12 protein-coding genes are annotated in these 11,547 nt (G+C 65.8%); 6 read left to right on the top strand and 6 right to left on the bottom strand.

Going from position 1 to position 11,547, the window contains the following annotated elements; translation table 11 throughout:
• Positions 1–12: 12 nt before the first annotated feature.
• The 4 genes from ACWDTP_RS14550 to ACWDTP_RS14565 form a co-directional block, all read right to left on the bottom strand.
• The gene (locus ACWDTP_RS14550) at positions 13–1,221 is read right to left on the bottom strand and encodes a UxaA family hydrolase (protein ID WP_450020787.1); all 1,209 of its coding nucleotides are present in this window, start codon (positions 1,219–1,221) and stop codon (positions 13–15) included.
• Positions 1,218–1,574 carry a UxaA family hydrolase gene (locus ACWDTP_RS14555; RefSeq protein ID WP_450020789.1) on the bottom strand — a complete coding sequence of 119 codons (357 nt, stop codon included), beginning with the start codon at positions 1,572–1,574 and terminating at the stop codon, positions 1,218–1,220. The genes ACWDTP_RS14550 and ACWDTP_RS14555 overlap by 4 nt, the downstream gene beginning before the upstream one ends.
• The gene (locus ACWDTP_RS14560; RefSeq protein WP_450020791.1) at positions 1,571–2,188 is read right to left on the bottom strand and encodes an RraA family protein; all 618 of its coding nucleotides are present in this window, start codon (positions 2,186–2,188) and stop codon (positions 1,571–1,573) included. Before ACWDTP_RS14560 ends, ACWDTP_RS14555 begins: the two co-directional genes overlap by 4 nt.
• Before the next feature lie 156 nt (positions 2,189–2,344).
• Positions 2,345–3,100 (bottom strand): FadR/GntR family transcriptional regulator, encoded by a 756-nt coding sequence (locus ACWDTP_RS14565; protein WP_450020792.1) that lies wholly within the window; start codon positions 3,098–3,100, stop codon positions 2,345–2,347.
• A 125-nt stretch (positions 3,101–3,225) separates the two neighbouring features.
• Here ACWDTP_RS14565 and ACWDTP_RS14570 point away from each other — a divergent pair, with 125 nt between their 5' ends.
• The 5 genes from ACWDTP_RS14570 to ACWDTP_RS14590 are packed head-to-tail and all read left to right on the top strand — an operon-like array spanning position 3,226 to position 8,698.
• The gene (locus ACWDTP_RS14570) at positions 3,226–4,389 is read left to right on the top strand and encodes a mandelate racemase/muconate lactonizing enzyme family protein (RefSeq protein WP_450020794.1); all 1,164 of its coding nucleotides are present in this window, start codon (positions 3,226–3,228) and stop codon (positions 4,387–4,389) included.
• Positions 4,390–4,432: 43 nt separating this feature from the next.
• The gene (locus ACWDTP_RS14575; protein ID WP_450020796.1) at positions 4,433–5,785 is read left to right on the top strand and encodes an MFS transporter; all 1,353 of its coding nucleotides are present in this window, start codon (positions 4,433–4,435) and stop codon (positions 5,783–5,785) included.
• Positions 5,782–6,831, top strand: a complete 1,050-nt coding sequence (locus tag ACWDTP_RS14580) for an Ldh family oxidoreductase (protein ID WP_450020798.1) — start codon at positions 5,782–5,784, stop codon at positions 6,829–6,831. The genes ACWDTP_RS14575 and ACWDTP_RS14580 overlap by 4 nt, the downstream gene beginning before the upstream one ends.
• Before the next feature lie 16 nt (positions 6,832–6,847).
• A complete protein-coding gene (locus ACWDTP_RS14585; RefSeq protein ID WP_450020800.1) occupies positions 6,848–7,918 on the top strand; it encodes a zinc-dependent alcohol dehydrogenase in 1,071 nt (356 codons plus the stop codon).
• 12 nt (positions 7,919–7,930) lie between these two features.
• Positions 7,931–8,698, top strand: coding sequence for an SDR family oxidoreductase (locus ACWDTP_RS14590; protein WP_450020802.1), 768 nt, complete (start codon positions 7,931–7,933; stop codon positions 8,696–8,698).
• Between the two features lie 58 nt (positions 8,699–8,756).
• On the opposite strand, the gene ACWDTP_RS14595 is transcribed toward ACWDTP_RS14590, so the two are convergent.
• The gene (locus ACWDTP_RS14595; RefSeq protein ID WP_450020804.1) at positions 8,757–9,863 is read right to left on the bottom strand and encodes a fatty acid desaturase family protein; all 1,107 of its coding nucleotides are present in this window, start codon (positions 9,861–9,863) and stop codon (positions 8,757–8,759) included.
• Between the two features lie 119 nt (positions 9,864–9,982).
• Between ACWDTP_RS14595 and ACWDTP_RS14600 the strand changes: the two genes are divergently transcribed.
• Positions 9,983–10,846, top strand: coding sequence for an NYN domain-containing protein (locus ACWDTP_RS14600; protein ID WP_450020806.1), 864 nt, complete (start codon positions 9,983–9,985; stop codon positions 10,844–10,846).
• Here the strand turns inward: ACWDTP_RS14600 and ACWDTP_RS14605 are convergent.
• The coding region (locus ACWDTP_RS14605; protein WP_450020808.1) for a transglutaminase-like domain-containing protein at positions 10,843–11,547 on the bottom strand (705 nt) is incomplete at its 5' end. The two genes, ACWDTP_RS14600 and ACWDTP_RS14605, sit on opposite strands and share 4 nt — an antisense overlap.

The following is an 11,547-nucleotide window of genomic DNA, read 5'->3' on the forward strand; positions in this document are numbered from 1 at the left end:
GTCCGATTGCGCTCACGAGGCCAGGCAGGATGGGCCGATGGGGCTGAAGGTCTTGTAGCCCAGGAGAAATTCCTGATGGCCCAGTAGCTCCGACTTGGTCGGCGCCCCGGCCGCGACCGCGGCTACCAGCTCGACGATCTCCGCACCCACCTCGTCGAGATCGGCACCTTCGAGGATTCGCCCGGCGTCCACATCCATGTCACCGGTCATGGCACGATATGTGTCCGGATTGGCGCACACTTTGATCACGGGTGAAATCGCCGATCCCACCACCGATCCGCGTCCGGTCGTGAAAAGAATGACGTGCGCACCGCATGCGATCAGCTCGACGATCTCCACGGTGTCGTTGATGTTCGGATAGCCGAACGTCGGCGGGCCGTCGGGCACCACGTCGAGCAGGTAGAGTCCGTCGGCAGCTGGAATGTCGCCGGGCTTGAGGATCCCGACGATCGGTGAGGATCCGCTCTTGGCGTAGGCGCCGAGCGACTTCTCTTCGATGGTGGTCAGGCCGCCTTCAACGTTTCCCGGCGCGATACTGGCATGTCCGAGTGCCTCGTAGTAGCGGGCGGCTTTGTCGACGGTCGCGACGATCTCGTCTCCGAGTTCCGCTGTGGCCGCCCGGTCACGCATGTGTTCCTCGCAACCGATCAACTCACCGGTCTCTTCGAAGATGCACCGGGCGCCCGCAGCGACCAGGCGATCGAACGCCCGGCCCACGGCCGGGTTTGCGGTGAGGCCGCTGGTTCCGTCGGAGCCGCCGCAGATGGTTCCGACTACGAGATCACTCCAGTCGAACGGTACGCGCGGCGTCGCGGCTATTGACTCCAGCGCATTACGCACTGCGGTCCGGCCGGCGGAGATCGTGGTGGCGCTGCCTCCCGACTTCTGAATCACCAGGGTCTGAGTCCATCGTCCGCTCTCCGCGATGCGCTGCGCCAGAGTCTCCCGGTCAAAGCTCTCACAGCCGAGCGAAACCAGCAGCACACCACCGACATTGGGATGCGTACAGAGTGCGGTCATGATCCGCTCCGCGTAGTCGTTGGGATAGCAGCCGGGGAATCCGATGACGTGTACGGCCTCGTCACGAAAGGGCGCGACGATCTCACGACACACGAAATGCGCGCACTCGACCAGGTAGACCACCGCCACGACGTTGCGTATACCGACCCGGCCGTCGGCCCGCGAGTAACCAGTGATGGCCATGCTGTCGTTCTCGTTCATGCCGTCGTCCCTTCCCACTTCGCACCGGTGGTCTCGGTGCCGCCCCGCAGATGTGCCGGGATGTAGTTGCTGGTGAAGTTGTGGGTGTGCAGATGCTCGCCACGGCGTACCTCGGCGATGGTGGTGCCGATGACCGCGCCGTACTTGCGCACGTGTGACCCGACTGGCAGATCGACGCGCGAAACCTTGTGCCCGACAGGTAGTTCGCGATCGATCCTGACCCGATATCCGTCGATGAGCAGGTCGGTCCCCGCGGTGAGCGGTCGGCGCACTGCCAGGGTGTTGTCACCAGGGTCGAGCAGCAGCAGCTCCCGCGAGGTGGCTACGGCAGGGGCATCGCCGACGCCTGTCACAGCACTCCGTAGCGGGACCACACCTCGCCCAGCGTCTTACCTGCCAAAAGCTCGGTTAGGACGTTGGATTCGGTAGCGGCGCGGGCATTCGCGCGTTCGACGACCTCGGCCTCCACGACCGCGGGGACGGCGACGATGCCGTCGTCCTCGGCGATAATCAGCTGGCCCGGCTCGATCAGCACCCCGGCACAGGTAACCGGTTCACCGGCCGACACCACCCGCATCCGAGACCGGTAGTCCAGCGGCCGGCGCCCGGCGGAGAACACCGGGAAGTCCAGCGCCGCGATCTTCGTGGTGTCGCGGACGTAGCTGTCGCAGATGGCCCCCACGGCGCCACGCCCCATGGCGGCGGCCGAGAACAACTCACCCCAGTACGCGGTGCGGGTGTTGCCTGCGGTCGCGATCATCGCGACGTCGCCCGGTTTCATCGCATCCATGTATTCGATGAAGTCACGGTACGGATCGTCCTGATCACGCTCGGTCGGCGCGAACTGGATCGGGTGGGCGCGGCCCACGATGCGGGTGCCTTCTCGCAACGGCCGGATACCCGCGGCCAACACATTTCCGCGTGCGCCGCTGGCATCCAGGGAGTCCGAGACCTGTGCGGCACTCACCGTCGGACTTAGTTGGGCCACTCCCACCTCTGCACCTCAATCGAGAATTCGACGACAACCGAGGACCGAACGGCCCTCATGTGAGCTGAACGATATCGGCGGATTCTGACGCCGTCAATCAATTGGCAGGGCCAATATTGGAGGGTGCAGGGCGACCTACGACAGCCCGGAGCCGTCGGGAAGGCTCTCGCGCAGGAAGGCTTCCACGTCAGCGACGTGTGCCGCGGCGTAGGCGGCAGCTTGCGCGGGGTCGTGGTCGCGCAACGCGCGGAATATTGCGTGGTGCTGGTCCCAGGCCCGTTCGAACACCCCGGACTGGGTGTATCCACGCCAGACCCGTGCGCGAAACGTCCTATCGCTCAACGCTTCCAGCAGTGCCGCCAGAACGGGGTTACCGGCGATCTCGGCGATGGTCAGGTGGAACCGGACGTCTGCCGCGGTCACGGCCTCGACATCGCCGTCACCGCTCTGCGGGTTGTGGTGCATTTCGTCCAGGCATTCCTGCAGCCGGGCCAACCCGTCGGCATCGATCCTGGCCGCGGCCTGCGCGGTCGCCTCGGCCTCCAGCACCCGCCGCACCGCGAGCAGATCCAGGACCGTTGAGCGTCCGGACAGCGTGATGAGCATCGACATCGAATCCAGCAACAGCCGCGGCGCCAGGCTGGTGACGAAATTTCCCGCCCCACGTCGCGATTCGACGATGTTGACCAGCGACAACGCCCGAACGGCTTCGCGCACGGTGTTCCGGGAGACACCGAGGCGCGCGGCCAGATCACGCTCGGTGGGCAGTTGCTGGCCCGGCAGAATCTCGCCCGAGGCGATGATGCCGCGGATCGCGTCGATGGTGCGATCGATCGCCGACGGGCCCGATCCGGAGCCGTCTGACACCGAGTCCGTCGAATGGACTGTCATGACGTGACGGTAGTGCCTGGTACCGACCGGATGACAAATTGGTAGGGCCAATTCTTGACATCAATACATTCGCCCCATAGTGTCGCCCCGGTCACATCACCGCCTCAATCAGCGAAAGGATCACAGTGAAGATCGCCAGCATCCGCCCGGTCCTCCTCGGTTACGACACGTCCGGCGACGCCCCACTGGCTTGGTCCGGCGGCACCATCACCACCTGGGACGCCGCACTCGTCGAAGTGACCCTGCCCTCGGGCGTGACCGGCCTCGGCGAGGTGGCCCAGGGCACGATGGCCGCCGAAGCCGTCCCCGGCATCCTCGACGCGCTGTCCCGCTATCTCGAAGATGTCGACATGCCCGCGATAGCTATCGGTGACCATCTCCGGGACAAGACCCGGTTCTGGGCCCGCGGCGGCATCAGCTCCGGCGTCATCGCCGCAGTGGAACTGGCCTGCCTCGACGCCGAAGCCATCGAAGCGGGCCTCCCACTATGGCAGCACCTACAAGCTCAGCACGCCGGTCCGGCAGCCGAACCGGCAGCCGCCATCGACGCCTATGCCAGCGGAGGTCTGGGCACCACGTTCGATCAGGTGGCCGATTGGACACTGCAACAAGCAGACTCAGGGTTTCGCACCATCAAGATCCGCGCCATGGGTGACCCGGCGACCACCATCGATCTCGCCCGTCACGTCGCAGGCCTGCTCGGCAGCCGAGCCCGCCTGTGCCTGGACGCGGTACAAGGTTGCGCCGCCGACCCATGGCCGGTCTCCGACGCGATCGCCGTCGGGCAGGAGCTTTCCCGACTCGGCATGTACTGGTATGAAGAGCCCTGTGCCGTCGAGGATCTGGACGGCTACGTAGCCGTCCGCTCCGCCGTCGACATCGCGGTCACCGGTGTGGAGAGTTTCACCGTCGTCGAGGATTTCCACCGACTGCTCGACGCCGAAGCCGTCGACATCGCCCAACCGGACCTGTCCATGATCGGTGGATACGCCCAGTTTCGGCGTGTCGTCGACCACGCGCGGGCCGCCGGAATCCGGGCCATCCCCCACGTCTGGGGCAGCGGCGTGCAGCTGATGACCAGCATCCACGCCGCCTTCGCCTGCGGGCTGGACCTGGTCGAGGTTTGCACCCTGCTCAATCCCCTCCGCGAGGCGACGCTGACGCATCCCCTCGCGCTCGTCGACGGAGCGATCCGCCGGCCGACCGAACCTGGCTCTGGCGCAACCCTCCCCGCCGATGCAGAGCAGGCCTTCGCCTATCGCCCCGGCCGCGGCATGTTGATCCGTTGACCCGCCGGTTCCGATCCCATTGACTCCAGAGAAGGCGCCGACTATGACCTCATCCGGACCGGCAACGGAATTGCCCTCCTCCACACCGGAAACCTCCCGCACTCCCGATTCGCGGCGACCCGGCCTGCGCTGGGCCATCATCGGCCTGGCGTTCGCGGGCTTCGCGGTCAACAACATCGACCGTTCCGCAATCGCCGTCGCCCTGCCTTTCATGGGTGACGACCTGCACCTCACACCGACAGTGGAAGGAATCATCCTCGGCTGGTTCTTCCTGGTCTACGCCTTGTGCCTGCTGCCGGCCGGCTCGCTGGTCGACCGCTTCGGTGCCCGGCTGGTGTATGGGATCGGCGGCATGATCTGGGCGGTCGCGACCCTGGCTACCGCCGCGGTCACCAACGTCGCCAGCCTGCTCGGACTGCGGTTCCTGCTGGGCGTCGGCGAGGCGACACAGTATCCATCGTGCGTGCAGGTGACAGCGCGCTGGTTTCCCCGGTCCGAACGTGCGACCGCCACGGCGATCTGGGACATGGGGGCACGCGTCGGCGGCGTACTCACCATTCCGCTCATCACCGGCGTCATCGGCTTATGGGGCTGGCGGATGGCGTTCGTAGTGGCAGGAGGGATCGCGGTGATCTGGGCCGTCGGATGGCTGGTCGCCTATCGCGACCCCAGCGTCCACAAACGGCTCAGCGCACGGGAGCGGGCGTATATCGAAGCCGGACAGGATAATTCCGCCGACCCGGACGCCGAGAAAATCCGCTGGCGCGACCTGTTCCGCTACCGGGCGGTATGGGGCCTCATCCTCGGCTTCTTCTGCTTCAACTACATCGCCTACTTCTTCATCACCTGGTTCCCCAGCTATCTGGTCCACGAACGCGGCTTCAGCCTCCTCAAGCTCGGGTTCTGGGGAATGGTCCCCGGCATCGTCGCGGTCGGGACCGAACTGCTCAGCGGTATCCTGCAGGACCGGGCCACCGCCCGCGGCGTCAGCGTTACGGTGGTCCGCAAAACCCCGCTGGTCTGCGGCATGCTGCTCGGTTCCATCATCATGCTCGCCGTCATCGCCCCCAACGACGCGATCGCGCTGGCACTGTTTACCGCCAGTTACGGCTTCTTGATGATCGGCGGGCCGTCGATCGGGTCGATGCCCCTGGAATTCGCCCCGACACCGCGCCATGTCGGCGCCCTGGGCGGCATCCAGAACTGTGCCGCCAACATTGCGGGATTTCTCGGTCCCATCGTCACCGGCGCCATCATCCAGTACTCCGGCTCGTATACCGCCGCGCTGGTGGTGACAGGCATCGTCTCGGTGGTGGGGGCACTGGCCTACCTCGTCATCGTGCCTGCGCTGGGCCCAATCACCGCACGCGGCACCGCGGCGGTCGCAGGCCGGTGAGCGCAACCAGCACTGTCGGCCACACCACCCTCCACCATCACGTGGCCGGCATGTTCGAGGCCGCAGGGGTCGAGACCGAGGTGGCCGATATCGTGGCGGGTGTCCTGGTCGAGGGCGACCTGCTGGGGCACCATACGCACGGCGTGGCGCTCGCGGCCGGCTACCTCGAGGACATCGCCGCCGGGCGAGCCTTCGGTGACAGCCGGCGATTCAACAAAATCCGCGATAGCGGAGCGGTCGCACTGTACGACTGCGGACACGTCTTGGGGCCCTACTCGGTTCACAATGCGGTGCAGTGGGCCGGTGCCGCGGCACGATCCCATGGCATTGGCTTGGGGGTTCTGGCACGTTCGCATCACATCGGTTGTCTGGCAGCTTATCTGGAAAAGATCACCGACCAGGGACTGGTTGGGGTAATCATGTCATCCGATCCCACCGTGGCGACGGTCGCTCCCCACGGGGGTCGCGGGGGTGTGTACACACCCAATCCGATCGCCGTCGGCATACCGGCGCCCACCCCGATTCTGGTCGACATCAGTACCTCGACGATGACCAACAGCGCTTTGTCACGGGCACGCGAAACCAACACCGTTCTGCCCCGCGCGGCGATCATCGACGCCGCGGGGCGCCCCTCACGTGATCCCTCGGACTTCTTCGCCGACCCGCCGGGAACAATCCTCCCGCTGGGCGGAACAGAATTCGGGCACAAAGGGTTCGGTCTCGGACTCATGGTGGAGGCACTCACGTCCGGCCTGGCCGGCCACGGGCGTCGGCAAGCGCGCGGCTACAAGGCGGCGTCGGTGTTCATCCTGCTCATCGACCCCGATCGACTCGGTGGCTCGGAGAGCTTCGGCGCGGAGATGCAGCACCTGATCGACGCCTGCACCGAGTCACCACCCGTGCGCACCGATCAGCCGGTACGTCTGCCGGGCCACCGCGCCCTACGTCTGAAGAAGCAATACCTGAACGAAGGCATTCCGTTACCCCACAACGTAATTGTCCAGCTCGACCTGAACCCCGCCGCACTCACCAATCGACAATCCTGAGAGGCCGCAATCAGCAATGCCACCGACATCTTCGACCGTCAGCCAGCCGGCAGCCGCGTACTACAGCGGCTCCAGAACATTCGAGGTGACGCCCGCCGCCACCGAGCCGACGACACCTGGCCGCGGTAGCGTCACCGTCGCCGTCGCCTACACCGGTGTCTGCGGCACCGATCTGCACATCTACCACGGTGACATGGACACGCGGGTCAAGACTCCGGCGGTCATCGGCCACGAGATGTCCGGCCAGATTGTCGCCGTCGGCGAGGGAGTCACCGGCTGGGCGGTCGGCGATCACGTCACCGCGATGCCGTTGATCTGGTGCGGCTCGTGCAAGGCGTGCATCACCGGCAACCACCACATCTGCCAGCAGCTCAACTTCGTGGGCATTGACTCGTCCGGCAGTATGCAGAGCTACTGGACGATTCCCGCCGACCTGCTCGTAGCGTTACCCGCCGACTTGGATCTGGCACACGCCGCGCTGACCGAGCCCACCGCCGTCGCGGTCCACGACGTGGGCAGGGCAGCAGTCCAGCCCGAGGAGAAGGTCGTGGTCGTCGGCGGTGGGCCGGTGGGTCTGCTGATCGCGACCGTGGCGCGATCAGCGGGCGCCGATCTCATCCTCGTCGAATTGAATCCGGCGCGCCGGGCACTGGCCGAACGACTCGGGTTCCGCACGCTCGGTGCCGACGACGACGTCGCCGAGGCGGTGAACACCTGGACCGACAGCGGCGGCGCGGACGTCACCTTCGAGGTGTCGGGTTCGGAGGGCGGTGTCCGCACCGCGGTCGACCTGCTCGGAGCCCGAGGACGGCTGGTGCTTGTCGCCATCCACGGGCAGCCTCGCCCCGTTGACCTGCACCAGTTCTTCTGGCGGGAACTCAGCCTCGTAGGTACCCGACTGTACAGCCGATCCGACTTCGAGCGGGCGGTCGAGCTCGTCGCCGACGGCACCGTGCCTGCCAAGGAACTCATCTCCCTCGTCACTCCCCTTTCGGCGGTATCCGGTGCGTTTACCGAACTCGACTCGGGTGACGCCGGACTGATGAAAGTACTCATCGACTGCCGGCCACAGAGCCTGGCCGGATAGAACGGAATTTTGTTGCCTGAAAACATCTTTGATCTCACCGGCAAGACCGCTGTGGTGACCGGATGCCGCCGCGGCATCGGTCTGTCCATCGCCGGCGCGCTGGCCCGCGCGGGTGCCGACATCATCGGGGCCAGCGTGCAACTGACGCAGAATCGAGAACATGTCGCCGAGCTCGTCGAGTCTCATGGTCGCCAGTTCACCGGCTATACCGTGAATTTCGCCGACCGACGGGCGGTGACGAATTTCGCCACCCAGGTCACCGAGAATCATCCGCCGGTGGACATCCTGATCAACAATGCCGGCACAATCGCCAGGTTTCCGGCCGTCGACTACCCCGACGAGGACTGGGACCGAGTCATGGAAGTGGATCTCAACGCGCAATTTGTCCTCACCCGCGCACTGGGCCGCCGGATGGTTGACCAGGGCTCGGGAAAGGTCGTCTTCATCGCGTCACTGCTGAGCTTCCAGGGCGGCATCAACGTAGCGGCCTACACCGCCGCCAAGTCCGGTGTCGCCGGCTTGACCAGGGCGCTGGCCAACGAGTGGGCCGGCGCAGGGGTAAATGTCAATGCGATCGCGCCGGGCTATATAGCCACGGACAACACGGAAGCGCTCCGCAGTGATCCGGAACGAGCGAGGGCGATCCGCGACCGGATCCCGGCGGGACAGTGGGGCCATCCCGACGATCTCGGCGGAGCAGCGGTGTTCCTGTCCGCGGCAGCGTCCAACTATGTGAACGGCGTCGTGTTACCGGTGGACGGCGGCTGGATGGGACGCTGACCTCGCCCGACACCGAGACAGCGCCACCGTACGACGCGAATGAGAAGCCCGGGCGCGCTCACTGTCGCCGGGTCAGCGCCCGCATCGCCCCGGGCCAGCCGGTGTCGGGCAGTGCCAACCGGAAGATGGTGGACAGGGTCTGCAGGTACTGGCGGGTCAACGGCCCGCTGGTGTAGGGCACCCCGTACTTCTCACACAGGTCGCGCACCCGCTCGCTGATTTCGGCGAGCCGATTACTCGGCAGGTCCGGGAACAGGTGGTGTTCGATCTGGTAGCAGAGATTGCCACTCGAAAATGCCAGCACCGGACCGGCTTTGAAGTTGGCCGCGCCCAGCATCTGCCGCAGGTACCACTCGGGTCTGGTTTCTTCCCGCAGGGTCTCGGGAGTGAACTTCTCGGCACCGTCGGGGAAGTGCCCGCAGACGATCACCAGGTACGCCCACACGTTGCGCAACATGTTGGCGGTGAGGTTGGCAGAAAGGGGGCGGCGCCACCTCCGCCCGCTCAGCGCGGGCAGGAGCAGATAATCCTTCGCGAGTTGCCTGCCGATCTTGGCGCGCAGCGCCCACCGCGCGGCGTCCTTACCCGCCGAGGTGTCGGCCCGGTCCCGTGCCGAATAGAAGTCGTGCAGCGCGATGCCGAATTCGAAAATCAGGGCCAGCAACACATTTCGTGCCGGCTGCACCAGATGCTGGGGTTCCCACTGCTGATCGCGGGTCATCCGGAGGATCCCGAACCCGAGATCGTCGTCCACCCCGAGCACATTGCTGAACACGTGATGGTGGTAGTTGTGCGAATAGCGCCACTGTTCGGACGGCCCCGCCATATCCCACTCCCAGGTGGTGGAGTGGATCTCCGGGTCGTTCATCCAATCCCACTGGCCGTGCCCGACGTTGTGCGCGATCTCCATGTTCTCAACGGATTTCGCGTATGCCAGCGCCGCGGTCCCCACCAGCCAGCCCGCTTTCGAGCGGTCGCAGGCGATCAGCAGCCGCGCCGCCACATCGAGGGCCCGCTGGAACATGATGGTCCGTCGGATGTAGGCCGCATCGCGCTCGCCGAGAGATTCCTCGATGTCACTGCGGATGGTGTCCAGTTCGGCGCCGAACGCCTCGATGTCGGCCGCACTCAACCGCGAGTACGCCGCAATGTCGCTTATTGCCACCTGTGTTCCCGGTCCGTCTAGGTGCGGCGGCAGTCCGGGCCACCTGGGATGTTGCTGTCAGCGTAGGCGCCAACCCGGATCACTGCCAGAACCGCAGGTCCATGCACCACACTGGACGCATGACCGAGCCCACACCGACCCGCGTCGCGGTCTACCTCGACTTCGACAACATCGTGATCTCGCGGTACGACCAGGTCAATGGCCGCAGCTCGTTCCAGAAGGACAAGGCCAAGGGCCTCGAACCGGACCGGCTCGCGAAGGCCACCGTCGACGTCGGCGCGATCCTCGACTTCGCCTCATCGTTCGGCACTCTCGTGCTGACCAGGGCGTATGCGGACTGGTCAGCCGACGTCAACGCCGACTACCGCCAACAGTTGGTCGGCCGGGCCGTCGACCTGGTGCAGCTGTTCCCGGCCGCCGCCTACGGCAAGAACGGCGCCGACATCCGGCTGGCCGTCGACACCGTCGAGGACATGTTCCGGCTGCCCGACCTGACCCATGTGGTGGTCGTCGCCGGCGACTCCGACTACATCCCGCTGGCCCAACGCTGCAAACGGCTCGGCCGCTACGTCGTGGGCATCGGCGTGGCCGGGGCGTCGAGCCGGGCGCTGGCCGCGGCCTGCGACGAGTTCGTCATCTACGACGCACTGCCCGGCGTTCCCACCCCCGAACCCGAGCCGACCTCGGAGCCGCAACCGCCGAAGCGGCGCCGCACCAGGAAGGCCGAACCCGACGAATCCGAGGAGCCCGACCCGCAGGCCGCAGCGACGGCACTGCTCACCCGCGCCCTGCGGATCGGCCTGGAGAAGGACGACGTCGAGTGGCTGCACAACTCGGCGGTCAAGGCGCAGATGAAACGCATGGACCCGTCGTTCGGGGAGAAGTCGCTGGGCTTCAAGTCGTTCAGTGACTTCCTGCGATCCCGCTCCGACCTGGTCGAACTGGACGAGAGTTCGACGATCCGGATGGTGAAGCTGCGTTAGCCGATCGACACCAGCTGGTCGAGCGCATCGATGGGCAGTTCACCGTCGACGACGGCGGTCACCGTCATCTGATTCAGCGTGATTGAACCCTTGTGGTTGTCGAGGAACGCGGTGTCGGCGGCATCACGTCCGGTCGCGATGCGCACCAGACTCTGCCGCGGCGCCAACAGCGTTCCGTCGATCACCCACCAGTGCCCGTCGACGAAGGCTTCGGCCACCGCGTGAAAGTCCATCGGATCCAGGCCCGGTGCGTACACCGAAACCACGCGGGCGGGAACGTTGACCGCCCGCAGCAGCGCGACCACCAGGTGCGCGTAGTCGCGGCATACGCCGGCACCGGCGAGCATGGTGTCCACGGCGCCGTCGATCGGATCGCTGGACCCCGGGACATAGCTCAATCGGTGCCCCACCCAGTCCGACACCTTCTCCAACAGGGTCGCCGAATCCGCGTAACGGCCGAATTCGGTCGCGGCGAAACCGAAGAACTTGTCCGACTCGGCATAGCGGCTCGGCCGCAGATACAGCGAATGGTCCCATTCGGTCACCGGCGCCGGGTCGGTCCGGCCGATGACGGTGGCCGTGTAGTCGACGCTCAGCTTGCCTTCGGTGGCATCGAACTTGTGGATGCGATTGCCGTGATCCCCACTGATCTCAAGAGGTTGGACCGGCTCTCCGTTGAGAATGAAGGAAAGTGATTCCAG

Source organism: Mycobacterium sp. NPDC003449, from assembly GCF_053588415.1.

Excerpts from the sequence above, each read along its gene's own strand:
- ACWDTP_RS14550 (WP_450020787.1), bottom strand. The coding sequence starts at position 1,221 with ATGAACGAGAACGACAGCATGGCCATCACTGGTTACTCGCGGGCCGAC.
- ACWDTP_RS14565 (WP_450020792.1), bottom strand. The coding sequence starts at position 3,100 with ATGACAGTCCATTCGACGGACTCGGTGTCAGACGGCTCCGGATCGGGC.
- ACWDTP_RS14575 (WP_450020796.1), top strand. The coding sequence starts at position 4,433 with ATGACCTCATCCGGACCGGCAACGGAATTGCCCTCCTCCACACCGGAA.
- ACWDTP_RS14585 (WP_450020800.1), top strand. The coding sequence starts at position 6,848 with ATGCCACCGACATCTTCGACCGTCAGCCAGCCGGCAGCCGCGTACTAC.
- ACWDTP_RS14600 (WP_450020806.1), top strand. The coding sequence starts at position 9,983 with ATGACCGAGCCCACACCGACCCGCGTCGCGGTCTACCTCGACTTCGAC.